Source organism: Gilliamella sp. B3172, from assembly GCF_026536465.1.
Lineage (GTDB): Bacteria > Pseudomonadota > Gammaproteobacteria > Enterobacterales > Orbaceae > Gilliamella.
On sequence record NZ_JAFNOA010000002.1, the window covers coordinates 270,238 to 296,936 of the forward strand.

Sequence of the window (26,699 nt, forward strand, 5' to 3'; positions counted from 1 at the left end):
TTAAGGTATGATATTGTATATTTATACAGTTATATTACCGATCTAGTTAAAAAGCCATTATGCGAAAAATTATTCATGTCGACATGGATTGTTTTTATGCCGCCGTTGAAATGCGCGATAATCCCCGTTACCGTAATATGCCAATTGCGGTAGGGGGTGATCCGCGTAAACGTGGCGTAGTTGCCACCGCAAATTATCAGGCTCGGCAATTTGGTATTCATAGTGCCATGTCAATGGCACAAGCGGTTAAGTTATGCCCTAATCTTAAAGTGATACCGGGCAGGCACGCTGTTTATAAAGAGGTATCAAATCAAATTCATCAAATTTTCCAGCGTTATACCAAAGCTATTGAAACACTATCGCTCGATGAGGCCTATTTAGATGTTACCGATTGTAAGTTATGCCAAGGGTCGGCGACCTTAATTGCGCAAGATATTTGTCAAACGATTTACAATGAGCTTGAACTTACCGCATCAGCGGGAGTGGCTCCGCTGAAATTCTTAGCCAAAATTGCATCTGACATGAATAAACCTAACGGGCAATATGTGATTACACCCGATGCCGTAAATAATTTTATTCAGCAATTACCGTTGAAAAAAATTCCTGGTGTCGGCAAAGTGACTGAAAAGAAATTGACTGAGCTAGGACTTTATACCTGTAAAGATGTGCTCAATTATGATTTAAACAAACTGCTTAATCAATTTGGTAAATTTGGTCGAATCTTATATGAACGCTGTCAAGGTATTGATGAACGAGAAGTGTGTAATGATCGGCAACGAAAATCAGTTGGGGTTGAGCGTACGTTGGTTAACGATATTCATAGTTGGGAAGAGTGCCTTATGCAGTTTGATCCTTTGTTTGATGAACTTGAAAAGAGATTAAGCAAAGTACGTTCTGACTTATCAATAGCCAGACAAGGGGTGAAATTCAAGTTTGATGATTTTCAGCTGACTACTCAAGAGCATGTGTGGTCGAAACTCGATAAACAGGATTTGATTGAACAGGCTTATAAAGTTTGGCATGAGCGCAGACAAGATCGGGGTGTGCGCCTTATCGGTTTTCATGTCACGCTTATCGATCCACAACTGGATAAACAATTGATTTTTAATTTTTGATTTTTGCTTAAGCAAAATTACCAAATCCAAATAGAAGCCCAATTAATGGTTAACAATAAAAGTAGGGGAGTGTTTAATCAAACTGCTCCCCTTTATTTTAAATTGAGCGTTAGCCTAAAAGCTTACTTTAAGCATTGACCATTAGTGCTAATGACGTGTTTATACCATTCAAATGAATCTTTTTTATAACGTTTCATGCTACCGTTTCCTTCGTTATCACGGTCAACATAGATGACGCCATACCGTTTTTTCATTTCACCAGTGGTAAACGACACAACATCGATAATCCCCCATGCGGTATAACCCATAATATCAACGCCATCATAATCAATCGCTTTTAACATCGCCTTAATATGTGCGCCTAAGTATTCAATTCTTGGTTTATCATGAATTTGGTTACCATTCTCTAATTCATCAATGGCACCAAAACCATTTTCGACAATAAATAACGGTAGCTGATAGCGATCATATAAGCGATTTAAGGTATAACGTAATCCCTCAGGGTCAATCGGCCAACCCCAATCACTACTTTTAATATAAGGATTTTCAACCGCATTTGGTAATGCGCCATTGACGATGTTATCGCGATTGTCGTTTTTCACATCCGCTTTAACTACTGTCGACATATAGTAACTAAAACCAATGTAATCGACGGTACCTTGTTTTAACAGTGCCAAATCGTCGGCTGTGATATCAAGTTTATACCCCTCACGTTCAAACTCTTTAAGCGCATAAGCCGGATAATAACCACGTACATGCACATCAGGGAAGAAGAAGCGTTGATGCATAGCGATTTCCGATGCCATCATATCCTCAGGATTACAAGAATATGGGTAAATAGGCACATGAGAAATCATACAACCAATTTGGAAATCCGGATTAATTTTTTTACCAGCGATAACTGCTTTTGCACTAGCTAATAGCTCATAGTGTGCGACTTGATAAAGGACTTCTTGTGGATTTTCACCCGGTTTGACTTGTACCCCGGAATTAGTCCAAAAGAAGATCGGATTACTGGTATCCATTTGGTTATTGATCTCATTGAATGTCATCCAGTATTTAACTTTATTTTTGTATCGTTCAAAACAAGCAATCGCAAATCGTTCAAAAAATTCTACCGTTTTACGATTACGGAAACCACCATAATGGCGGGCAATGTGTAATGGCATCTCAAAATGAGAAAGTGTTATAACCGGTTCAATTCCGTTAGCAATGAGTTCATCAAACACATTATCGTAAAAACGAAGGCCTTCTTCATTCGGCGTTAATTCATCTCCTTTAGGGAAAATACGTGTCCAAGCAATTGAAGTACGTAAACATTTTAAGCCTAATTCGGCAAACAACTTAATATCATCTTTATAATTATGATAAAAATCGATAGCAGTATGATTTGGATAAAATTTGTCTGCTTGAATATCTTGGGTAATTTGTCTTGGCACACCATGAGCACCAGCGGTCATAACATCAACAACGCTAGGACCTTTCCCGCCTTCGTTCCAGCCACCTTCGAATTGATGAGCGGCTAATGCACCGCCCCATAAAAATGGTTTTTGCTTCATATTTGTTGTTCCTTCTTATTGCTTAATTATAAATACGATATCTTCAGGGGTAACCGGTTTATTTTCCGTTAATGTGATCTGTTGATATTGATCGGTATTGACGATAATAATCGGTGTAATCAGTGGATAGCCTGCTTGTTTTATTTTGTCAGGATCGAAGCTGATAAGTAAATCCCCTTTATTGACTCTTTGGTTTAATGCTACATGGTAGCTAAATTCATTATTGGTTAAATTAACCGTATCAATTCCAACATGAATCAGCAATTCTACACCATTATCCAGTGTTAATCCGATAGCATGTTTAGAGCTTTCAAATACCGCAGTGACAATACCATTATCTGGCGCGTAAACTTTGTTGTCAGTTGGCTCAATAGCAATACCTTCACCCATTAATTTTTGTGCAAAAGCCGGATCGGGTACTTCAGAGAGTGGTAAAGCGCTGCCAGTCATAGGGCTTTGAATTTCAACTTCATCTAATATTACTGTAGGATTATCATTTTCAATGTTATTGGCACTACCTTTTTCGGTTTCATTGGTGCCTAAAAATTGCATTAATAATACAGGACCAAACAAGGCGATAGCTGATCCCAATAGGACGCCAGTGAAGGATCCGGTATGTTCCGGATTAATCGCATTCACAATTGTTAACGGTCCCGGTAAAGCGGCGTAAGTATAGTAATATGGTGAGAAGAAGCCAGCAACAATTCCACCTAACGCACCACATAAACAACCGTAAATAAATGGTCGTTTAAAGCGTAAGTTTACCCCATAAATCGCTGGTTCTGTTATGCCAAACAAACCGGTAACAAATGCTGAAAGTGACACGCCCTTCATATCTTTGCTTCTGGTTTTTAGATAAAAACCTAATGCCGCGCCCACTTGACCAATAACGGCAATGGTTTGGAATGCTTGGAATGAGTCTTGACCATATTGATTAATGTTTTCGATGATAACTGGCGTAATCCCCCAATGCACACCAAAAATAACAAATACTTGCCATACAGCACCAATAAGACCACCGGCAATCGAAGGCGCTAAATTAACCACCCAGTTATAACCGCTGGCAATATAGTGCGCTGCACCGGCGGTAATTGGACCAATTGCTAGTAGTGTAAGAGGTACCATAACAACTAAACAGATTAGTGGCATTAATAGTGGTTTAATGATGCTATGTAAGCGAGGCTCTAAAGCTCTTTCTAAATAAGACAATAACCAAACTAAAAAAAGTGGAGGTAGGACAGTAGAAGTATAAGTGGTTTCAGATAATGCAATACCGAATAAATCAATTTCTTGTCCGGATTTGATTAGTGTGGCTAATTCAGCCCATGTTGGTGATAGCAGCGCCGCACAACAAGCAACGGCAATATAAATATTACAGCGGAAATGTTGAGAAGCGGTTATGGCAATAAAGATTGGTAAAAAGGCAAAAGGAGCCCATGATATAAAGTTTAAAACTTGACAAGTACCGGTTGTCTCAAACGCCGGGTATGCTAATTTAATTAAAATCAGGATCCCTTGCAATATACCGGCAGCGGCCAAAACATACACAAATGGTGCAAATACCGCTGACATGGTAGCAATGATGCGATTAAGTACGCTGGCTTGGCTTTCATTGGCGACTTTATTATCGGTGTTGATAAGTTGAATAAAGGCGTTATAAACTTTTTCTACATTTGTTCCAATAACAATTTGTATTTGTCCTCCTTTTTCAACTACGGTGATCACACCGGGCATATTGGCAATATTGTCTTTTGCCTCAGGCGGTGTTTTCTCAGTTACTATACGCAAACGAGTAGTGCAACGAGCAACGGTGACAATATTATTTTCACCACCCAGCTCGTGTAAAATATCGACCGCAAGTTTATTATAATCTCTTATTTTTGATGACATCGATTAAGCTCCTTAGACTAATTAATGAGCTTATCTTAAACCTAATTTTAAAATTGTTAATGACCAATTATATTGTTTGTGATCTAGATCTGATTTTTAACCTAAACTGCTTACTAATTACTTAAAACAAGTTACAATGAGAGCTATTTATTTATAAAAACAATAAAGAGAAATAAATGCTAAAATATCAAGATGTTGCCGAAAAGATTAAACAAGAAATCTATCGGCAAAAATTGCCAAAAGACACTCAATTACCCAATATTGAAGGGTTAATTGCTCAATATCAAGTCAGTCGAACAACTATTATTAAGGCACTTAATCGATTAGAGCGGCATGGTGTTATCTATCAAATACAAGGTAGTGGCATCTTCGTACGACAACCTAAAAAGCAGGGGTTTCTTAATTTTCTAGAAAGTCATGGTTTTAGTGTTGATTTAAACGATCTACCTGGCACATCACAAGTTTTTAATGTCGATTTAATGCAGCCGAATGCTAAAGTGAAAGAGACCTTACAGTGTGATGATACTGAGCAAGTTTATTATATAAAACGTTTGCGTTATGTTGATGGCAAAGTGTATGGTTTTGAGCAATCATATTATCGCAAAAAGCTCGTACCCTACCTTAATAAAGAAATTGCCGAACACTCAATTTTTAGCTATGTTCAAGATATTTGTAAAATTAATATTGGTTTTTCTGATAAATATTTTAAGGCAATTAAGCTTAATGATGAAATCGCACAATACTTAGGTTTACAAGCTGGCGATCCTGCACTTTGCGTGGAAGAAATTTTTTATACTTCAGCGGGTGAGCCATTTGATTTTTCGAAAATTATTTATCACTACGATAATGCAAAATTTTATGTACAAAGTCATTCTAAGTAAGATAAAGTCGTAAGGGAAAATCGAGCGGATAAAAAATTTCTCCTTAATTAGTAGCGAACTATCTTAACTAACTATCACAACTAACTATTACAAACAACTATCACAACCACTAATTAAGGAGATTAAATTACTAATTATTGTCAAGTAAAACATGTGGAACAAAGATATAAATCAATCTGGATCTAAACATAATATTACTCATTAACTTTCAGCTTAAGCATTTCAAAAGTACCGGTTATGATTAACTGCATTTTCTTCTCCGATTGAATCGAAATATCGACGCTTTTATCTTCGCCTACAAAACTTCTTTCGGCGGCGTAATTATTATTATTGTTTAATGCTTCAATGATAACTAAGTCTGATATATCAATTCGGGTAGGCGCACCTAAAACATATTTTTTCGATAAAAATAAGGTTGCTTTATCTTCCAACTTCTGGAGTAATAATGGTTCAACATCTTCAATTGCTTTTTGCTTAGCTTTTGTTGAAACGTCGTAACGGGTATCATTGTTAACGATGATATCCAATTCTTGAGCTTTACCGATAATTTTACCTATTTCATCAATTTTATCTGTGCTAATCGCTAAACGGTGAGTGATCATTTGATGTTTTTCTTGTAATTCGTCAGGTACATAGGCGCTAACATCAGTGGCTTCAATTGAAGTAGTATCTAAGTTCAACTTATTCAATTTTTCAACAATGGCATAATAAATATCCCTCGCTTTTTTATCGGCTTCCTTTTCACTATTGGCTATTGCATAGATGGTAAAATAATACGAATTAGAGTTTATCGTTTTAGGCTCGATTTGGAGATCATAAATATTATATTGACCTAATACTTCTTTTATTTCTAATAAGCTATCATCATCTTCAATCTCTATAGCCATCGAATAGCGTGCTCTATATTGCTGCTCTATCCCTGTGTCTTTTTTGTATACTATTTTTTCTTGGTTTTCATACCTCACAGTAGTTAAACTTTTATCTGACACCCCTAATTTTATTAAATAATCTTTAAATTCTTTTATTTTCTTATCATTAATTTCTGATGCTTCGGTAAGTGTTAACCCTTCGCTATTGACTGTTACGCTAAAGTTTACAACATCCGGTTTCAATCTGATAATTTCTAAATGTTTGACATCAATTGTTCCGACTGGAACTAAACCATTTCCGTATTTAGATTTTTCAAGTTCAAGATAGGCATCAGTAACATTTAAGTTGTTAGAATTTGGAAAGGAATGGACTGCCGAAGCAGCCCCTAAGTTCAGGAACATCGCTAACAAAATCCCTGTTTTTTTTGTTTTTATTATATTTATCATTGTTTTCTTATTGCCTTATGTTTTTTTGTTGTATTACTGGTCAGTATCTTGTTTAAGATTTTAACAAGTATACGTTTTATTGTATGAAAGAGATTGTAATTCAAAAAAAATCAAATATGTCTTAAAAATGTATAAAGTTGTAAAAAGATGTAAAAACTTCGGAGTGATAAAATTGACAATAAATTGGGGGTTAAAACAATAAATTGACAAAAGCATCTTACGATGCTTTTGTTACTAATAATAGTTAAGTTATACGGGGTTGATTTTATTTGATTCCATACTCGGTACGGTAAGCTTCGACTTGTTTTACTTGACCTTGTCTTGTTGGATCTTTGTAGAGATATTGAATAAGATCATCTAGAGTGATAATGGAAATGACATCACAATGATAGGTTTGTTTAATTTCTTGAATGGCAGATAAATCACCTCGTCCCTTTTCCTGACGATCTAAACAAATCAGGACACCCGCTAGTTTCGATTGATTATCTTCTAAAATGCGCATTGATTCACGAATCGCTGTACCGGCTGTAATTACATCGTCAACAAGCATAACACGTTGCTTATAGATTGAACTACCAACCAAGTTACCGCCTTCGCCATGGTCTTTAGCTTCTTTGCGGTTGAAGCAATAAGGAACATCTACATTATGGTGTTCTGATAAAGCAACAACCGTTGATGAAACAATTGGTATGCCTTTGTAGGCAGGTCCAAAAATAACATCGTATTTTAAGTTGGCATCCATCAATGCCGCAGCATAAAAACGGCCTAATAACGCTAAATCTTTACCGGTATTGAATAATCCAGCATTAAAAAAATAGGGGCTTTTTCTACCTGATTTTAAGGTGAATTCGCCAAATTTTAATGCTTGCCGATCCAAAGCAAATTCAATAAATTCACTTTTATATGATTTCATCGATTATCTCCAATTAATCTTTTAAGGCCTGTTTTTGAGCTTTTATAATAGTTGCTATGCCATTTTTGGCTAAGTCTAATAATTTTAATAACTCATCATGGCTAAATGGCTCACCTTCTGCTGTTCCTTGAATCTCAATTATGCGGCCATCGTCTGTCATAACGACATTCATATCAGTTTGCGCATTAGAATCTTCAATATATTCCAAATCACATATCGCTTCACCTTCTACAATGCCGACAGAAACAGCAGCAACTAAAGATTTAATCGGGTTTTGTTTGATTTGACCATTGGCTAACATGGTGTTAATAGCATCATTGAGTGCTACACAGGCGCCGGTAATCGATGCAGTTCGAGTACCACCGTCAGCTTGGATAACGTCGCAATCTAAAGTGATTGTGTATTCACCCAGTACTTTAAGGTCGATCATCGCTCGCAATGAACGGGCAATAAGACGTTGAATTTCCATTGTTCGACCAGTTTGTTTACCTTTAGCCGCTTCACGTTGCGTTCTTGAATTAGTCGCTCGTGGTAACATACCATACTCGGCGGTTACCCAACCTTGATTTTGACCTTTTAAAAAGCGCGGTACAGTTTCATCAACTGTTGCATTACAAAGTACTTTTGTTTCACCAAACTCAACTAATACAGATCCTTCTGCATGCTTAGTATAATGACGGGTAATTTTGATAGGGCGGACTTGTTCCGCAGTTCGACCAGACGGGCGCATGCAATTCTCCAGCAGTTTAAAAAAATGTCTTGATTATTCATTTAGGAGGACACCAACCAGATAGCGTTGATGTTTAGCCTAAGCTAAGGGCACATTATACAGAATTTGTGATACAATGCCCAGCAACATTTTGCTAAAATTAGGACACAATCATGATTTCAAGTATGACCGCTTATGCAAGAAAAGAGTTAAACCAATCATGGGGAAATGCTTCTTGGGAACTGCGCTCGGTCAATCAACGCTATTTAGAGACTTATATTCGATTACCAGAACAGTTTCGTTCACTTGAACCGCTGATTCGTGAACGTTTACGAAACCGATTAACACGAGGTAAAGTCGAATGTAGTTTACGATTCGAGTTAGACCCAGCTACTCAACATCAACAATTATCATTAAATAAAGAGCTAGCTGAGCAAATATTAAATGCCGCTGATTGGATTGCCACACAGCATCAATCCGGCGAAGTCAATCCGATTGATGTTTTACGTTGGCCTGGCGTTCTCTCCGCTAAAGAACAAAATTTAGATACAATCTCACAAGAAATTTTAGCGTTATTAGAAACGGCATTAGATGAGTTTATTGCTGTTCGGGAACGTGAAGGACAAGCGTTAAGTCAACTCATCACTCAACGATTAGAAGGGATAAGCGCCGAAGTCGAGAAAATTCGTCTTTTCATGCCTCAAATACTTCAATGGCAAAAAGATCGGTTAAAAAGTAGGTTAGAAGAAGTAAATATTGACCTTGATAGTTCTCGATTAGAACAAGAGATAGTCCTGTTAGCTCAGCGAATTGATGTTGCTGAAGAGCTAGACCGTCTAATGACACATGTTAAAGAAACCTATTCAATCTTGAAGAAAAACGAAGCTGTCGGGCGTCGATTGGATTTTATGATGCAAGAATTTAACCGTGAGTCCAATACCATTGCCTCAAAATCAATTAATGCGCAAGTGACTGCTAGTGCAATTGAACTAAAAGTGTTGATAGAACAAATTAGAGAGCAAGTACAAAATATTGAGTAAGTTTAATTATTGCAGATACAAGTCATCAATTATCAAACTTATGTGATCTTCTCGCTTTTATGTTAACTTGGGCACAACAGGTATTGTATCTTGTTTGCCCAGTAGTTATTGCATGTATTTATGTCTCTGTAGCTATTTTTCGTTAGTTTTCCCTGCCGATTTGACTCTTTTCTCCAATACCTTTATCCCTCAAAGTGAGAGCGTCTAGCGTGTTATTTGTCCTGACCTATCTAAATGTTATTTTGTAATTTCGTCAATCATCTTTAAATTGAGTTGAATTACCTTACCAATTCAGATCTTTACAATTTTTTATTTATTTATCTTTACTTTTAACTTAGCCTGTCTAGAATAACAGGCCTTTTTATAATCAATATCTATCATTGTCTAATGAAAATAATAATTAATTGACAATTTTAACGCTGACAGATGTTTACAAGTAGTCGTTTTTTGTATTTTGCTTCAACTTTTTAAATGTTTTAGAAATAAGTAAGGAATAGAATAATGAACCTTTCAAACAGTCAATACCAATTATCGAAAAAATTTCAATTAATTCCAACCATTTTGTTTACTGTAGTTGGTATTTTCATTGCCATTTTTCTGGGTGTTTTATATTCAATTATCTCAAGTTTTTCCCCGCTAATTCTGCTCGATATCGGCTTGGCTGTCGGGATGGCTTGGGTATTAACAACGATTACCAGTAATTTAACAAAGTTGGCAAAAGTAAGAAATGAGCTTGTCAGTTTTTTAATGGCGCTTATCATTTGTTTATTTGCTTACTATTCTGCGACGGTCACTTTTGAACTGTTGATCTTCGATATGGATTATGAATATTGGTTAGATTTTTTCCTTTCTCCTGTAACTGTATTTGACATTATTATCAGTGATATTATTCCTAATCGTGTAATAACTATTACTAAAGGTAGTTCAAAATCTGGTATAGAAATATCAGGTATCTTGCTTGGCATTGTCTATTTAGTTGAGTTGATTGTGTTTTTATGGCCAGCTGCGGTTGCACTAAATATGGATGATTGTTTTTGTGAGGACTGTCAAAAATGGTATTCTAAATTTAATTTTTATTCAGCAAGTGACGATTCGTTAGTGACTAATATTAATACTTGCCAGTCAGGCCATTATGCCGACGTATTGTCTCAGGTTGTTTTTTATAAAAATTTAAATGAATTAGTTCAGCAGTCCGAACCAACATCCGAAGAAATAACAGGATTGAATTACATTTACTGCCAATGTCCAAACTGTCATGAAAGAAACCTATTGAGTATTCTAAAAATCAAGCTGAAAAAAAATAAGAAAGAATATGAAGCGGTAACAGATTCTGACTCAATTCTAGTAAATAATAACTATATTGATGCAAAGACTGATGAAATTTTCCAAACTCAAAAACGAAATTTATATTAATTTGCAAAAATAGAACAACAGGGACATCGCTCCCTGTTGTTGTCTGCCTGATATGGTAAAGAAAACCGTATCTTTAGACGGTAAGATCGCAATGGCTTGTTGTCTGCCTGATATGGTAAAGAAAACCGTATCTTTAGACGGTAAGATCGCAATGGCTTGTTGTCTGCCTAATATGGTGAAGAAAACCGTATCTTTGGACGGTAAGATCGCAATGACTTGTTGTATGCTTGATATGGCGAAGAAAATCGTATCTTTAGACGGTAAGATCGCAATGGCTTGTTGTCTGCTTGATATGGCGAAGAAAACCGTATCTTTGGACGGTAAGATCGCAATGGCTTGTTGTATGCTTGATATAGCGAAGAAAACCGTATCTTTGGACGGTAAGATCGCAATGGCTTGTTGTATGCTTGATATAGCGAAGAAAACCGTATCTTTAGACGGTAAGATCGCAATGGCTTGTTGTATGCCTGATATGGCGAAGAAAACCGTATCTTTGGACGGTAAGATCGCAATGGCTTGTTGTATGCTTGATATGGCGAAGAAAACCGTATCTTTAGACGGTAAGATCGCAATGGCTTGTTGTATGCTTGATATGGCGAAGGAAACTGTATCTTTGGACGGTAAGATCGTAATGGCTTGTGATCTGCCTGATATGGTGAAGAAAACAAATTAAATTTTTAATATTTTTTTCAATCTTTTACTTTTGTAATAAAAGTAGAGGATATCTTGTTTTAATCTATCCACGGGGCGAACATGTCAATATTGTTAGCATAGAGATTAATTGCTATAGTCTTATAAAAAACGGCGCAAATCTGCGCCGTTTTCACTATCTCTGAATTTAATCAATGATTAGTCATTTAAACATTGTCGATTTTTAATTGATCTGAAATACCAAAACAGTACAAGATAAGCTGTTCCGGTTGAAAGCAGATCTGCGGTTGGTGATGCAGCCCAAACGCCATCAAAACCAAAAAATAGTGGCAAAATATATAAGGCAGGGAGCAAGATTAAAATTTGCCTTGAAAGGCTTAAAAGAATCGATATTTTTGCCATACCAATACATTGGAAAAAGCTAGTGGTTACCATTTGAAAGCCAACAAATGCAAAGGCTAAAGTAGTATAACGTAACGCAAGTGCTGATAGATCGACTAAATCTTTTTCGGAACTGAAGGCCCGCACTAAAATATCCGGGATAAAAAATCCTAATAGAAAACCGAATGTGGTTACTGCGGTTGCGACCTTAACTGCATAGATAAAAGTTTGCTTAACTCGAATATAATTTTTAGAGCCATAGTTGTAACCAATAATTGGTTGCATACCTTGATTAATGCCGATTACGATCATGATGATTAATGTAATAAGCCGGTTGGCATTTGAATAAGCGGCAATGGCATCATCGCCGGATTGATGTGCTGAAGATGCATAATGATTAAGTTGCCAGTTAATAAATACCACTACAATTGATGCGGCAACTTGCATAGCAAAAGGCGACATACCGATAGATAGTATGGCTTTTACATATTGGAAATTAAGCGTGAAATTGCGACGGTATAATTTTATATTACTGTTTTTACTTAAAAAATGCTGCATAACAAATATAAAGCTTATCAACATTGACAATGTTGTTGCCAGTGCTGCTCCTCGCATTCCCCAACCCAGTCCAATAATAAAAATCGGGGCTAAGATAATATTGGCTATTACACTCACAAACATGGTTACCATGGCTTTAAATGGATAGCCACTTGCTCGCATCATATTGTTGTAGTTGAAAGTCAGTGTGGTAAATATGCTGCCGGGTAAGAAGATCTCTAAAAATTCTTTTGCATAGGTATGATTGATTGGACTTGAGCCAACAAACCTTAAAACAGGATCAACAAAATAGAGCAACAGTGACAGCGTTATACCGCTCAACACTGCGGTAAGCATAAAAGAGGTACCGGCAACTTTCTCGGCATTATCGTTTTCACCACGACCTAAAAATATCGAAATCCGGCTTGCTGAACCAATACCTACTAGCATACCAATTCCTGCAGCTAAATTCATTACCGGTAAAATTAAGCCTGCTGCGCTGAGCGCTTCTCGACCAATCCAGTGACCAATAAAGATGCCGTCAATAATATTATAAAGCGTATTAACAATAGTACCGATGATTGCCGGTAACGCATATTGCCAAAAGAGTAAGCTGATTTTTTTATTCTTAAAATCTTGATAGATATCTTGAGAGTGAGCCATATTATTTTTTTCCCACTATTAGACGTTGTAAAGAAGTTTCAGAAATTGTATACGTTTGAGTATAAAATAGATACTAATGATGCATTAGTCTAACAGAGTTACAAATTGTTGATAGAACTTTTATAGAGCTTTGTTAGAATATAGCATAATTTAATACTTCGATCCAAATAGGAATCCTTTCAATGAGTGTGCAAATAGAACAAGTTATTTTACATAAATTAATCAGAAAAAGTGATACTGAAATTGAATTACAATTACGTGATTCATTGCTGAGCAATCAGCAAGCGGTGGTCAATCTCATCGAAGATATCAATCGTATTTACAACAACAAAAGCAAAGCTTATGGTCTATTTAATAGCGAAAGTTTATTTGAACAATCTCTTAAAGAACTCCGCTTAGGGAATCAAGATTTTTTAAATTTTAGCCAAGAATCGACTAAGCAGTTACGTAATGAACTTGCCAAATACCCATTTGCTGAAGGCGGAACGGTGGTCTTTTGCCATTATCGTTATCTTGCTGTCGATTATTTAATTATTGCTGTGCTCAATAGTTGCTTTAGCATGTTGGTTAATGAACAATTAGATATTACTGAAACTCAATACTTAGATATTGATCATGCTGACATTATCGCTCGAATCGATATAACCGAATGGGAAACGGAAGCTGACTCTAAACGTTATTTAACCTTCTTAAAAGGGCGAGTTGGGCGTAAAGTATCTGACTTTTTTATGGATTATTTAGGTGCCAGCGAAGGGTTAGATGCTAAAGCACAAAATAAAACGCTGGTGAAAGCGGTTGATGATTATTGTCAGGAAATGCAATTTGATAAACAAGACAAAGTTCACGCACGTGAAAATGTTTACAATTATTGCCAAGCTCAGTTGCAAGCCGGTGAAGAAATTGAGCTTAAAAACCTCGCTAATGAATTACCAACTAATGGCGATAACAATTTTATGGAATTTGTTAAAAACAGTGATTACGATTTGGAAGAAACGTTTCCGGTTGATCGTAGTGCATTGCGACAACTTAAAAAATTTTCAGGAAGTGGTGGGGGATTAACATTAAGCTTTGATTCCGACCTATTGGGTGAACGTGTTAAATGGGATCCGCAAACCGACTCATTAGTCATAAAAGGTGTACCGCCTAATTTGCGTGATCAGTTGCAACGTAATAGTGGTTCAAACTAATTATAAGTTCCCTTTTTTTTAACACCATTATCAGGATTCACAAATATGAAATATGTCGGTGCGCATGTCAGCGCTTCTGGTGGGGTCGATAACGCCCCAATTAATGCTTATCAAATCGGCGCGACTGCATTTGCGCTATTTACCAAAAATCAACGTCAATGGCATGCCAAGCCGCTTGAAACCAGCATGATTGATAGCTTTAAAAAGCGCTGTGAAAAATATGGTTTCACCAGCAAACAAATATTGCCACATGATAGTTACCTTATTAATTTAGGTCATCCGGATAGTGAACAACTTGAAAAATCACGCACTGCCTTTTTAGATGAAATGCAGCGCTGTGAGCAACTCGGATTAACCTTGCTTAATTTTCATCCTGGTAGCCACTTAAAGCAGATATCAGTTGATGAATGCCTCAGCCGTATTGCTCAATCCATTAACATGACTTTAGATAAAACTAGCAATGTCGTTGCAGTGATAGAAAATACCGCAGGTCAAGGCTCTAATTTAGGTTATAAATTTGAACATTTGGCTCAAATTATTGATCAGGTAGAAGATAAAAGTCGCGTCGGTGTCTGTATCGATACCTGTCACGCCTTTGCGGCTGGTTATGATTTACGTACTGAAAAAGCTTGTCAAGAAACCTTCGCCGAATTTGAAAAAATTGTTGGTTTTAAATATTTACGAGGCATGCATTTAAACGATGCCAAAAGTGAACTTGCCAGCCATGTTGACCGCCATAATAGTTTAGGAAAAGGAAACATTGGTGAAACGGCTTTTAAATATATTATGCAAGATCCAAGAATTGATGAAATCCCGCTGATTCTCGAAACTATCGATCCGGATATTTGGGCGCAAGAAATTGCATGGTTAAAAGCACAGAGTAAAGAAAATTAAATTAAAAATACCATTGGAGAGAGCAACTATTCAAAGATTTACCTTTAGTGGTATTTTGCTTTGAATAGTTCGTATTTAGCTGTGAAGACTTCGATTTTATTTCCCTTACAATGACGGAATAACACCAAAGGTGATAATCGCCATTAAATGGGACGTTCAAGACATTATCCAGTTAACATTTAACCAAAGTACATTGGTATTTGAAAGAATTACAATAACAATAAAGGTAATAGGAAGGTACACAAAGTGTGCTAAAACAGTGAACCAGACAACCAGTAGCCTAACGTTGTCTTATAAAAAAGTGCATAGGAAATAAAATGAAAAAGCAGTTATATTTATTACTGATGAGTTTTATCGCATTGTTATTACTCAGCAATTGCAGCACCAACACCAAGTCGAATAAATCTGAAACTTCCGGATCGAATTTAAAGGTCATAAAAGATGTCGATATATATCATATGCTGATAATCGAAGATATCGACCCTGGTAGGGTATTTTTTCACTTATCGTTATCAGAAACTTTACCGCTCGATGCTGACAAAGAAATATTGCCTGCCAATCTAACTCAAAAAAAATATACATTAACCGACAAAGAACGTAAATTGTTTATGAAAATGGCAGGGATTGGAGAAGATGCGTATTTCTGGATTTATGATTACACAGACAATCAACTATACTCCTATCCAATTTCATCTTTGGAAGCAACGGCGATATTAGATGTTTATAGTTCCCCTCCTTATAATACGAGAGATTATCGAATTGGATTCGAATTACCGCAAGATTTATTGCCAAGGATTGATTCAAGCTATGATTTATTGGTTTCTATAACAAAAGATAATCCTTTTGCACAAAAACAACTTACACCACTTGATTGGCGGTTAATTCCAAATGCAAATTATCCGGATACAGGACCAGATAAATTATCAAATAGAAATTATGGAAATGTCCCAAAGTATCTAAAAAGTTACATGGCCAATGCGAATAATATGACTTTTTATGTTCAGGATTATGTAGATGAACAACATCCACAACTACTGGATATTTATAAAATTTTTGAAAGAGAACTTCTAGTTGTAGATAAAGAAGGTAAAACTCTTTTTAAAAGGCGCATGTATCAATCGGAAGGTACCTCATTAGTTGGGTTAAACAATTACCATGATTATGAAAATCAAAAATTCCAATGGGCAGGACAATTATTCAAAGATTTACCCCCAGTGGTATTTGGTTTTGAATGGTTTTCATTTAGCTGTGAAGGCCTCGATTTTATTGTGCCTTACAGGGACGGAATAGCATTGAAATGTGATAATCGCCATTAAATGGGACTTTCAAGACATTATTCAGTCAAGATTTGACCAAAGTACATTGGTATTTGAAAGAATTACAATAACAATAAAGGTAATAGGAAGGCACACAAAGTGTGCTAAAACAGTGAAGCTGACAACCAGTAGCCTAACGTTGTCTTATAAAAAAGTGCATAGGAAATAAAATGAAAAAACAGTTATATTTATTACTGATGAGTTTTATCGCATTGTTATTACTCAGCAATTGCAGCACCAACACCAAGTCGAATAAATCTGAAACTTCCGGATCGAATTTAATGGTCATAAAAGATGTCGAGTTATATTATGTGGAGAGCGTCGAATATATCGACCCTGATAGGCTATTTTTTCACGTATCGTTATCGGAAACTTTACCGCCCTATGCTGACAAGGAAATACTGCCAGCCAATCTAACGCCAAAAGAATATACATTAACCGACAAAGAACGTAAATTGTTTATGAAAATGGCAGGGATTGCAGAAGATGCGTATTTCTGGATTTATGATTACACAAACAATCAACTATACTCCTATCCAATTTTATCTATGGAAGCAACGGCGATATTAGATTCTTATAGATCCGATCGTTCGCCTCCTTATGAAACGGAAGATTATCGAATTGGATTCAAATTACCGCAAGATTTATTGCCAAGATTTCGTTCAAATTATGATTTATTGGTTTCTATAACAAAAGATAATCCTTTTGCACAAGAACAACTTACACCACTTGACTGGCGGTTAATTCCAAATGCAAATTATCCCGATACAGGACCAGATAAATTATCAAATAGAAATTATGGAAATGTCCCAAAGTATCTAAAAAGTTACATGGCCAATGCGAATAATTTGACTTTTTATGTTCAGGATTATGTAGATGAAAAAGAGCCAAAACAAAGGGATATTTATAAAATTTTTGAAAGAGAACTTGTAGTTGTTGATAAATTAGGTAACACGCTTTTTAAAAGGCGCATGTACCAAGGTGAAGGTATGTCATTAGTTGGGTTGAATAATTACCATGATTATAAAAATGAAAAATTCCAATGGGCAGGACAATTATTCAAAGATTTACCACCAGTGGTATTTGGTTTTGAGTGGTTTTCATTTGGTTGTGAAGGTCTCGATTTTATTGTCCCTTACGAGGAAAGAATAGATTTTAAATGTGATAATCGCCATTAAATGGGACTTTCAAGACATTATCCAGTTAAAATTTAACCAAAGTACATTGGTATTTGAAAGAATTACAATAAAAATGTAATAGAAAGGCACACTAAGTTTGCTAAAAAAATTAAAATAACAAATGTAACTAACGATATTAAATCAGTTTTGATTAAACTGATTTAATATCCAATTCCCCTATCAGGGAAACAATTTCTGGCAAAATATCCAAAATTAATGCTAATTGTTGTATAACCAGCAGATCATTATTGATTTGATCATCATTGTTTGAAATAGACTCAATATAATTAGCCACCGATTGCTTAATCGGTTGGTATTCGGTGTCTAATTGCTTAACAGTGAGCATATTGATGATATAAACCGTCAGATCATCAAACAATTCCAAGGTCTGTTCGGAAACCTGTTTATCGCGATGTGCACCTAAAGTGGAAAGATAGCTGATCAGTGTATGGTTGAGTGTCAACAACCGAAATCCGCTATCGATTACTGCTGGATTCATATGTGGCTCTTTGGTCATCAAACTAATCAATGACGACAGATCGGCATTGCTATCATGCGCAGCACGACGAGCCACACGATATTGTGGATCATTACTTTTACCTGTTAGATATTGGTGACCGATTAAGGCTAAATAATGACTGTCATCATGGCAGACACGATCAACTAATTTCGATAAATTGCGAAATTTCCAGTCTGGCCAAATAAAACTGACCGCAAACCAAGCTATAAAACAACCAATTAGGGTTGCGATAATTCTTGAAACTGCAACCTCGATACTACTTTCACCAATTAAGCTAAAGCTAAAAAATACCAATAGAGTTATAAAAGCAGTTGCATAAGCATATTGCGAATTTTTAAAGAGAAAAAATAACCAACCGGTTAGAATTATTAATATCAGTTGCGCTTCAACAGTTGGAAATAAATAAGTTAACGGAATACCAACTATAATCCCTAAAATTGTTCCAAGTACCCGCAATTTCAATCGATATTTAGTGGTTGAATAGTTAGGTTGGCAGACAAAAAGGCTGGTTAAAATAATCCAATATCCGTGCGACAGATGCGAAAAAGCGATCACCATATAGCCAACAAAAAGTACCACACTCATTCGTATAGCATGCCGAAACAGCGCCGATTTAATGGTTAAGTTATGTTTAATTTTGGCAAAAAAATCATAAAAGCTGGTTAACTCTTCATCTACGAGTTGATTGTTTTCCTGCTCTTTGGAAAGGTGTTGTTCGGTATCGATATTGGCTAACAGTAGATCAATAGACTGTAAATTTTGTAGTAGATTTTGCAATGATTTAATTAGTAAGCTATGGCTATGATTATTAGCTTGATATTGATTAATTGCCTCCTCAAGATATGCAAAATAGCGGGCAAATAATGGGTCGTGTTGATAAGTTTGATTTAATTTAATCGATAAGGCTAATTTTGCGCACGCTTTAGCTTGTAAATTCAAGATTCGAGCAAAACGAAATAAAATATCACTATGCTTAAATTGCTTACTCAATGCTTGATAATCACCATGAGAAGAGCTAGCTCTTTCATGAATATCTTGCGCAACGAAATAGTAACTAAGCATCTTTCTTATATAGGATTGACCACGATAGCTTTTTAACCGATTAAATAGTGAGCGTTTGGTTTGATTAAAAACCGCAATTAATTGATTATTACTTTCTGTTAATTCCAGCGTCTGTCTAGAAAATCTGTCTGTTTCATCAGGGTCAAACATTGCGGCTTTGGCATCCAAATATTGTGCTAACTTGATAAAACAATCGGTCAATGCTTGCTGAGTGGTTCGGATTGGTTGAATAATCGATTCAATTAGTGCAACGACATTGTACCAAAGTGCTCCTAAGAGTAGAAAACAGGGTAAGGTATAATTATCATTAAATAAATTATGCCCCAGCATGGTATAAGCGGCGATGAGCAACGAGCCAAAGGCAATAACACCATATCTTTGCCCTAAAGAGCCAAGCATAATAAAGATAAAGGTAGAGCAAACTAATCCAATAATAAATAACAACGGAAAATCGAATAACAGTTCGACTGAAAAAGTGGCAATGGCAAAGCAAACTAGGGTTAAAACAATATTGATACAGCGGCTTAATAGTCGGGTATCAATTTCTGATAATCCAGCAGCAACAACACCCAGCGTTAAAGGTATGACTAATGACACATAGCCTAAATACCATGGCACTAACGTTGAGCCTGTTAAGCTAATTAACATACGAATACTGAAAATGAGATTACTGCTGTAAAAAACTTTACGTAAAGTTAAGAGAATTGTTTGCACGATTGTATTTGTCAGTTGCAATGATTATGAGTAGCATACTATATTGTTCAAAGGAGTAAAAGGGTAAGGCCACTGAGCAAAATTAACTGATTAATTATTAACATCACTCAATTTAACCCTCTAAATTATTTTGAAAAAACAGTTGAAATGGCTGAATATTACTACTGGTTATTTGTTGTTTAAAACTATTTATCACAAAAATAGGCAAAGCCTTTTAGTTGGCTATATCGTTGCTAAATTATCTTTAAAAAAATTATTATTGATTGATTTTTAGTAAGTTATCTCGTTTTAAATGTTTATATTATGTGATTTATTTTTCAACAATCGACCTGAGTTTAGGTTATACATCTAGCAAATGGAATTGATGAGAATAGGACTGATTTAAAATCTACGTTAAAATAGAGCAAAATTTTGAAATATCATTAAAAGGAATCCATTTTTATGACAACTGAAATGACAACGCTGGATAAAATTAAAAAGCAAATTGCCGACAATCCCATTATTCTTTATATGAAAGGATCGCCAAAATTGCCTAGTTGTGGTTTTTCGGCGCAAGCTGTGCAAGTTTTATCACAATGTGGCGTGCCATTTGCTTATGTTGATATTTTGCAAAATCCGGATATTCGTGCGCAATTGCCGGCATTTGCCAATTGGCCAACGTTCCCTCAATTATGGGTAGAAGGTGAGTTAGTCGGTGGTTGTGATATTATGTTAGAGATGTATCAAACTGGTGAATTACAATCGCTAATTAAGCAAACTGCGGAAAAATATAAATCTGCATAATCATTTGAGTATTCATTAAAAAGGGAGTATTCACTCCCTTTATTATTGGTGTTAACCATTATTAGTGTTAACTATGAAGCTGTTCATTTGGCATCAGTGGCCAGCCGCCTAGTCGTTTAAACCGATTGACCATTTCACAAAATAAGATAGCTGTTTTTTCTGTATCATAAAGCGCAGAATGGGCTTGTTTATGATCGAACGGAATATTTGCCGTTTCACATGCTTTAGCCAGAACTGTTTGCCCAAATACTAAACCACAAAGTGATGCGGTATCAAAGGTGGCAAACGGGTGAAAAGGGTTGCGTTTAATGCCAGCTCTTTCAGCTGCAGTCATCAAAAAACTGTGATCAAAATGTGCATTATGTGCCACAATCACCGCTCGGGTACAGTCATTGGCTTTGATTCCGCTGCGCACCATTTTAAAGATAGCTTCAAGTGCAACTTTCTCATCAACTGCGCCACGTAAAGGGTTGTCAGGATCAATGCCATTAAAAGCTAATGCAGTAGGCTCTAAAATCGCATCGGCAAAAGGATTAACATTAAATTGCAATGTTTGATCAGGCTCCAGCCAGCCGTCATCCGTCATTTTCAGCGTAATGGCTGCGATCTCTAAAATAGCATTGAGTTTTGGATCAAATCCGGAGGTTTCTATATCAATAACCACCGGATAGAATCCACGAAAACGTTCACAGAGTTTAGTGTTAGGCACAATATTCGTCTTATCTATCTGAAATGAGAGTTATTATGCCAGTTTTTACGTTATTCGCCTAGTTTTACCTGAGTTACCTTAGCATTTTCGCTATAAATCAGTGATCACTTCAATTATATACTTTAATTTAAATGTGATAGTTTTTGCTTTGATTGTTCTATCTCTTTAATCCATTGTGAATTAATTCGTTTCGAGTGTTTAGGCATATGTCTTAAACGTTGTTCAATGGTTTGTAATATTGCTCTAGCCTGATCAATTTCGTTCCAATTGATTAATGTTTGTAAATAATAGGAAATCGCTTCTAAACTTGGGTAGTAACTAATAAGCGCATCAAATTCTTGATTTGCCTGCTGTTTATCATCTAACGCAACCAAAATTTTAGTGTAAAGTAAATGACCTTCCTCAGAATTGTAATTTGGATTCTTTTCTCTTAGATAATCAAGCTGTTGTTTTGCTTTATTAAATTGTTTATCTTCGTAAAGTGCATTAGCGTATTGCAACAAGATGTCCGGCGCAGTTTGATAAATACCGGTTAATGCTTCTTCATAAAAAGGTAATGCCTCGCTAGCACGATTGCTATCAACTAGTGCTTTAGCTAAGCTTAATTTTGCATCGACAGTGGGTGATAAATCATAATTTTTTTGTGCTTCACGTAGTGAACGCTGTGGATCAAGTGCTTTGCGCAATTTGGATTCAAATTGGTAACCAACGTGGGTAGCGCGAATATCGGAAAGATAGATTGCAAAAAAATAGACGACACTGCCTAGTATCGGGAAAAGAAATAGAATATAGAGCCATATACGATCTTGACCGTTTTTAACAGCATGAATGGCAAAAAATAATGCAATAACGATACTTATTACAACTAATAGTGGCATACTATATGTCCTTCAACTCCAAAAAAGTGCAAATTTAGCATAATAATCGGTTTGAATAAACTGTTTCGCAGTGTGTTTTAACTAAATTTTAATCAGTAAATTACACCAAGTTTTTTAGTTTGTTGCGCCCTGCGTCAATTTTTCACAAGATTTAACTGGAAAACAAGTCAATCAGCAATTGATCAATGTAAAAAGTGCTTTTATCCTAATTTGTTTAAAGTAACAGGTAGAATCTTTTTGTTGTGATTGGTTAAAGTCAATGGGTTAACGAGGCATTATTTTACATCAAGATTTATCTTGAATCAGCAAAATGATAATGGGCTGCCAATCGTAGTGGATAAATGAGAATTAGGTTAATTATCACTTCAACATAATATCACGTGAGATATTTTCAGAAAGCGTCTATAATTGGCGTCAATTAAAAGGACTCAACATTTTAAAGCTAATTTTAACGGTTAGCTGTTTGTCAAAAAGTTTCAGATTTACCCTATGTTTGAGTATAAAAATAGCGAGGAGTATTGTGCATAATTTCGAACTTCAACACATTATTGATACTGAACTGCAAGTATTACGCTATCGTGACTATGCCCCCAATGGATTACAAGTGCAAGGCCGAAGTGAAATTAAAAAAATTGTGACTGGGGTTACAGCTTGTCAACGCTTGTTAGATAAGGCGGTTGAATTGCAAGCCGATGCGGTATTAGTTCATCATGGCTATTTTTGGAAAAGTGAACCGCAAACCATTACCGGCATAAAATATCAACGACTCAAAACGCTACTCTCGAATGACATTAACTTGTTTGGTTATCATTTACCATTAGACGGTCACCCAATCCTAGGAAATAATGCACAATTAGCCCAGCGATTAAATATCGAAATGGATAAGCGTGAAGATATAACCGATCTGCTGTTTAAAGGTCGCTTATCTGAAGCGATGACTGCATTAGAATTCAAAAATTTACTTGAAAAAATCTTACACAACAATCAATCCTCCGTTCTGTTTTGTGGTGATAATGCCCCTGAGGTGATTCAACGTGTAGCTTGGTGTAGCGGTGGCGGACAAGATTTTATTGAAACCGCTGCCTTGCAAGGATTTGATGCGTTTTTTACTGGCGAAGTCTCTGAACGAACTATTCACATTGCACGTGAATACGGTATCAATTTTTATGCCTGTGGACATCACGCTACTGAGCGATATGGTATTAAAATGCTAGGTGAATGGTTAGCGCGAAACTATAACTTAGAAAATATTTTTATCGATATTGATAATCCTGCATAACAAAAGTTGAATTTAAATAAGAAATATCGCATACTTATTCGCAGTTTTTTTATTCTTTTAAGTTGTTTTATAAACACATAATATGAGAGGTCGCTTTATGTTTACAGGAAGTCTGGTCGCACTTGTCACCCCAATGGATACTAAAGGAAATGTCGACCATGTAAGCTTAAAAAAATTGGTAGAATATCATATTGCAAGCGGCACTTGTGCTATTGTTTCAGTCGGTACCACTGGCGAATCAGCAACGCTTGATCATCATGAACATATTGATGTCATCAAACGTACTATTGAGTACGCTGATGGCCGCATTGACATCATTGCCGGCACTGGCGCTAATGCAACTAAAGAAGCCATTGAATTAACCCGCCGGGTTGAAAATATTGGCGTAGTGGGATGTTTGACCGTTGCGCCATACTACAATAAGCCTACTCAAGAAGGCATGTATCAACATTTCAAAGCGATAGCCGAAAGCACAGCGCTACCGCAAATTCTTTATAATGTACCGGGCAGAACCAGCAGCGATATCAAACCTGAAACGGTAGGGCGATTAGCCAAAATTAAAAATATCGTGGCACTAAAAGATGCAACAGGTGACTTATCTCGAGTTTATAAAACCAGAAAATTAGTCGGCGATGATTTCAAACTGCTCAGCGGTGATGATTCAACCTTTTTAGATTTTATGATTTTAGGTGGCGATGGTGTCATTTCTGTTACCGCTAATGTGGCAGCAAAACAGGTCGCAACTGTTTGTGAACTTGCTGCGCAAAACAAAATTAAAGAAGCACGAATGTTGAATGATACACTATTAGCTTTGCATAGTAATTTATTTATTGAACCAAACCCAACGCCAGTAAAATGGGCTTGTGCAAAATTAGGTTTAATGGAAAATGCAACAATCCGTTTACCATTGGTATCGCTGAGCGAAGCTTCAATTCCTGTGGTTGAAAAAGCGTTAAAAGAAGCCAATTTACTGTAATTTATGTATAACCTTTAATTAATAAGCAGATATCTATGTTTAATAAAACTTTATCTAAAAGTAATGCCATAAAAAAAATCGCTATTTTAACAACAATAGTTTCTGTATTTCTTGTTGGATGTGGTAGTGATCAAAATTACAAACGTGAAGTCGACGGTAATGAAGATTATCTTCAATCACCGGCACTAAAACCGTTAATCATTCCGCAAGGTGTCACTGTTCCTGCTGAAACGAATGATTATTACGTTGATAATAACGAGGTACAAGGTGCATTGGGCAAAAAACTAGATATTAGACCGCCAGTTTTACCGATTCCTACTATTGCCGATGCATTTGCTGACTACAGTAATGGCGCAGTCACGTTTAATACGCCATTAAGTGATAATGTTTGGGGGCGAATTGGTAATGTTTTAACAAATAAAAACATCCCAATTAAACACAGTGATAATAAATCCATTACGACTGACAAAGCGTTTATTGTTCGGGCTGATGAAGATCAATCTATTGAAGCTTCCTTTGTTTTTAACAGAGAAGTGCTCGGTCAAACAGAAACAATTACGTTACGTTTAACTTCGTTAACACGCGGAAATGAAGATATCTTATCCCAACCAATTGAAGTTCAACGTTATGTAGTGGGCTTATTCAATGATATTATGGATGAAGTTGCCCCTGAATCTTTACGTGTGGTACCACGCAAAACAGATAATGATGAAAATACAGGTGCAGAGCAAACAGAAAGATCATCACTAAGCCAAGAATTGAAAGAAGATCTTAAAAACTAATTTCTGATAAATAACCCGGTTGAGTCTTATCGGACGGGTTTTGCGTTAAAGCTTAAAGGAGCAGGCAATGTTGCTATTTCAAGTTATCTGTCAAATGAGTGCTAATCATAGCAACACTATAGTTTTGAATTTAAGGAGCGATTAGCTCCTTAATTATTTATTGGCAATTTGATATAAGGTTATAAAGATGAAAAAGTTGGCTGAGCTTTATCGTGGTAAAGCAAAAACGGTCTATACCACTGACAATCCTGAACTCTTAATTCTTGAGTTTAGAAATGATACATCTGCATTCGATGGACTACGAATTGAACAATTAGAACGTAAAGGTATGGTAAACAATAAATTTAACTACTTTATTATGACGAAATTGCGTGAAGCGGGTATTCCAACCCAAGTTGAAGCTTTACTATCAGATAATGAAGTTATCGTAAAAAAACTTGAAATGTTGCCCGTTGAGTGCGTGGTACGCAATCGTGCGGCAGGGTCGTTAGTTAAGCGCTTAGGTATTGAAGAGGGCAGAGTACTCAATCCGCCAACATTTGAATTATTTTTGAAGAACGATGCGTTACATGATCCAATGGTTAACCGCTCGCACTGCAAAACATTCGGCTTAGCCAGTGATGAACAGCTTGATGAAATGCAAGCGCTAAGCTTTAAAATCAATACCATATTAACTGAATTATTCGATAAAGCCGGATTAATTTTAGTTGATTACAAATTAGAGTTTGGCTTATTTGACGGCGAAATCACCTTAGGCGATGAGTTTTCACCTGACGGATGTCGTTTATGGGAAAAAGAGACTTTGAAAAAAATGGATAAAGACCGTTTTCGTCAAGGATTGGGTGGCGTCATTGAAGCTTACGAAGAAGTCGCTAAGCGTATTGGTGTTCCATTGTAATGTTTGCTCAGTTTGATATCTCTTTTTTTCTACTATTGGGATTAGCAGCACTGTGTTATTTAACCCATAATAACACAGTGACGTTTGCCGTTTTACTGTTGTTACTTTTCAAACTTACACCCCTTATCAGCTATTTCCCATTTTTGAATAAATATGGTTTAACCATTGGCATTGTTATTTTAACCGCGGCAATGATGGTACCTTTAGCCGACGGATCATTAAAGATCAGTGACATTGTTAAATCATTTACCACATGGCAATCTTTGCTGGCGATTTTAGTGGGTATATTGGTTTCATGGCTCGGCACCCGTGGCATTTCGTTAATTGGTGCTCAGCCAACTATTATCAATGGCTTAATTATTGGTACGCTAATTGGCGTTTCCTTCTTTAAAGGTATTCCTGTTGGTCCTTTGATTGCCGCCGGCATATTATCCTTGCTGATTGGAAAAAGTTAA

General features: G+C 36.1%; 24 protein-coding genes. 15 read left to right on the forward strand and 9 right to left on the reverse strand.

The genetic code is table 11. The features are described from left to right. The first annotated feature begins 59 nt into the window (after positions 1–59). Positions 60–1,115 carry a DNA polymerase IV gene (dinB, locus tag J3U37_RS03935; protein ID WP_267373421.1) on the forward strand — a complete coding sequence of 352 codons (1,056 nt, stop codon included), beginning with the start codon at positions 60–62 and terminating at the stop codon, positions 1,113–1,115. A gap of 122 nt (positions 1,116–1,237) precedes the next feature. On the opposite strand, the gene J3U37_RS03940 is transcribed toward dinB, so the two are convergent. Both J3U37_RS03940 and J3U37_RS03945 read right to left on the reverse strand, forming a co-directional pair. Continuing rightward, positions 1,238–2,674: a 6-phospho-beta-glucosidase gene (locus tag J3U37_RS03940; protein WP_220219343.1), complete on the reverse strand. Its 1,437-nt coding sequence runs from the start codon at positions 2,672–2,674 to the stop codon at positions 1,238–1,240. A 15-nt stretch (positions 2,675–2,689) separates the two neighbouring features. After that, complete coding sequence (locus J3U37_RS03945) at positions 2,690–4,564, reverse strand: glucose PTS transporter subunit IIA (protein WP_267373422.1); 1,875 nt, start codon at positions 4,562–4,564, stop codon at positions 2,690–2,692. A 176-nt stretch (positions 4,565–4,740) separates the two neighbouring features. Here J3U37_RS03945 and J3U37_RS03950 point away from each other — a divergent pair, with 176 nt between their 5' ends. Beyond that, positions 4,741–5,445, forward strand: coding sequence for a GntR family transcriptional regulator (locus tag J3U37_RS03950; RefSeq protein WP_267335838.1), 705 nt, complete (start codon positions 4,741–4,743; stop codon positions 5,443–5,445). Between the two features lie 194 nt (positions 5,446–5,639). On the opposite strand, the gene J3U37_RS03955 is transcribed toward J3U37_RS03950, so the two are convergent. The 3 genes from J3U37_RS03955 to rph all read right to left on the reverse strand — a co-directional run bounded on the left by J3U37_RS03955 (position 5,640) and on the right by rph (position 8,404). Beyond that, complete coding sequence (locus J3U37_RS03955; protein WP_267373423.1) at positions 5,640–6,761, reverse strand: SIMPL domain-containing protein; 1,122 nt, start codon at positions 6,759–6,761, stop codon at positions 5,640–5,642. A 265-nt stretch (positions 6,762–7,026) separates the two neighbouring features. Then, entirely contained in the window at positions 7,027–7,674 is a 648-nt protein-coding gene (gene pyrE / locus J3U37_RS03960; protein WP_267373424.1) for an orotate phosphoribosyltransferase, read from the reverse strand. A gap of 13 nt (positions 7,675–7,687) precedes the next feature. Beyond that, a complete protein-coding gene (rph, locus tag J3U37_RS03965) occupies positions 7,688–8,404 on the reverse strand; it encodes a ribonuclease PH (RefSeq protein WP_220219348.1) in 717 nt (238 codons plus the stop codon). 152 nt (positions 8,405–8,556) lie between these two features. Here rph and J3U37_RS03970 point away from each other — a divergent pair, with 152 nt between their 5' ends. The 3 genes from J3U37_RS03970 to J3U37_RS03980 all read left to right on the forward strand — a co-directional run bounded on the left by J3U37_RS03970 (position 8,557) and on the right by J3U37_RS03980 (position 11,509). Further along, complete coding sequence (locus J3U37_RS03970) at positions 8,557–9,423, forward strand: YicC/YloC family endoribonuclease (RefSeq protein WP_267373425.1); 867 nt, start codon at positions 8,557–8,559, stop codon at positions 9,421–9,423. 501 nt (positions 9,424–9,924) lie between these two features. Beyond that, positions 9,925–10,836, forward strand: coding sequence for a hypothetical protein (locus J3U37_RS03975; RefSeq protein WP_267335832.1), 912 nt, complete (start codon positions 9,925–9,927; stop codon positions 10,834–10,836). A 52-nt stretch (positions 10,837–10,888) separates the two neighbouring features. Continuing rightward, positions 10,889–11,509, forward strand: a complete 621-nt coding sequence (locus tag J3U37_RS03980) for a hypothetical protein (protein ID WP_220219351.1) — start codon at positions 10,889–10,891, stop codon at positions 11,507–11,509. Between the two features lie 176 nt (positions 11,510–11,685). Here J3U37_RS03980 and J3U37_RS03985 read toward each other — a convergent pair whose 3' ends face one another. Further along, complete coding sequence (locus J3U37_RS03985; protein ID WP_267373426.1) at positions 11,686–13,068, reverse strand: MATE family efflux transporter; 1,383 nt, start codon at positions 13,066–13,068, stop codon at positions 11,686–11,688. A gap of 182 nt (positions 13,069–13,250) precedes the next feature. On the opposite strand from J3U37_RS03985, the gene yejK reads away from it, so the two are divergent. The 4 genes from yejK (at position 13,251) to J3U37_RS04005 (ending at position 17,643) form a co-directional block, all read left to right on the forward strand. After that, the gene (gene yejK, locus J3U37_RS03990) at positions 13,251–14,255 is read left to right on the forward strand and encodes a nucleoid-associated protein YejK (RefSeq protein ID WP_220219353.1); all 1,005 of its coding nucleotides are present in this window, start codon (positions 13,251–13,253) and stop codon (positions 14,253–14,255) included. 45 nt (positions 14,256–14,300) lie between these two features. Further along, the gene (gene nfo / locus J3U37_RS03995) at positions 14,301–15,149 is read left to right on the forward strand and encodes a deoxyribonuclease IV (protein WP_220219354.1); all 849 of its coding nucleotides are present in this window, start codon (positions 14,301–14,303) and stop codon (positions 15,147–15,149) included. Positions 15,150–15,466: 317 nt separating this feature from the next. Then, entirely contained in the window at positions 15,467–16,465 is a 999-nt protein-coding gene (locus J3U37_RS04000) for a hypothetical protein (RefSeq protein ID WP_267373427.1), read from the forward strand. Between the two features lie 170 nt (positions 16,466–16,635). Continuing rightward, the gene (locus J3U37_RS04005; RefSeq protein WP_267373428.1) at positions 16,636–17,643 is read left to right on the forward strand and encodes a hypothetical protein; all 1,008 of its coding nucleotides are present in this window, start codon (positions 16,636–16,638) and stop codon (positions 17,641–17,643) included. A 151-nt stretch (positions 17,644–17,794) separates the two neighbouring features. Here J3U37_RS04005 and yccS read toward each other — a convergent pair whose 3' ends face one another. After that, entirely contained in the window at positions 17,795–19,939 is a 2,145-nt protein-coding gene (yccS, locus tag J3U37_RS04010) for a YccS family putative transporter (protein WP_267373429.1), read from the reverse strand. Between the two features lie 453 nt (positions 19,940–20,392). Here yccS and J3U37_RS04015 point away from each other — a divergent pair, with 453 nt between their 5' ends. After that, positions 20,393–20,722: a Grx4 family monothiol glutaredoxin gene (locus J3U37_RS04015; protein WP_294833667.1), complete on the forward strand. Its 330-nt coding sequence runs from the start codon at positions 20,393–20,395 to the stop codon at positions 20,720–20,722. A 67-nt stretch (positions 20,723–20,789) separates the two neighbouring features. On the opposite strand, the gene rnt is transcribed toward J3U37_RS04015, so the two are convergent. Continuing rightward, positions 20,790–21,431 carry a ribonuclease T gene (gene rnt, locus J3U37_RS04020; RefSeq protein ID WP_220219357.1) on the reverse strand — a complete coding sequence of 214 codons (642 nt, stop codon included), beginning with the start codon at positions 21,429–21,431 and terminating at the stop codon, positions 20,790–20,792. Positions 21,432–21,553: 122 nt separating this feature from the next. Continuing rightward, on the reverse strand, positions 21,554–22,309 hold the full coding sequence (locus J3U37_RS04025; RefSeq protein WP_267373430.1) for a tetratricopeptide repeat protein: 756 nt from the start codon (positions 22,307–22,309) through the stop codon (positions 21,554–21,556). A 520-nt stretch (positions 22,310–22,829) separates the two neighbouring features. On the opposite strand from J3U37_RS04025, the gene J3U37_RS04030 reads away from it, so the two are divergent. The 5 genes from J3U37_RS04030 (at position 22,830) to J3U37_RS04050 (ending at position 26,699) form a co-directional block, all read left to right on the forward strand. After that, entirely contained in the window at positions 22,830–23,588 is a 759-nt protein-coding gene (locus J3U37_RS04030) for a Nif3-like dinuclear metal center hexameric protein (RefSeq protein ID WP_267335822.1), read from the forward strand. Positions 23,589–23,685: 97 nt separating this feature from the next. Then, a complete protein-coding gene (gene dapA, locus J3U37_RS04035) occupies positions 23,686–24,564 on the forward strand; it encodes a 4-hydroxy-tetrahydrodipicolinate synthase (RefSeq protein ID WP_220219360.1) in 879 nt (292 codons plus the stop codon). A gap of 35 nt (positions 24,565–24,599) precedes the next feature. Then, the gene (gene bamC, locus J3U37_RS04040) at positions 24,600–25,346 is read left to right on the forward strand and encodes an outer membrane protein assembly factor BamC (protein WP_267329708.1); all 747 of its coding nucleotides are present in this window, start codon (positions 24,600–24,602) and stop codon (positions 25,344–25,346) included. 187 nt (positions 25,347–25,533) lie between these two features. Then, positions 25,534–26,244: a phosphoribosylaminoimidazolesuccinocarboxamide synthase gene (gene purC, locus J3U37_RS04045; protein ID WP_267329709.1), complete on the forward strand. Its 711-nt coding sequence runs from the start codon at positions 25,534–25,536 to the stop codon at positions 26,242–26,244. Next, positions 26,244–26,699 carry a DUF441 domain-containing protein gene (locus J3U37_RS04050; protein WP_267329710.1) on the forward strand — a complete coding sequence of 152 codons (456 nt, stop codon included), beginning with the start codon at positions 26,244–26,246 and terminating at the stop codon, positions 26,697–26,699. Before purC ends, J3U37_RS04050 begins: the two co-directional genes overlap by 1 nt.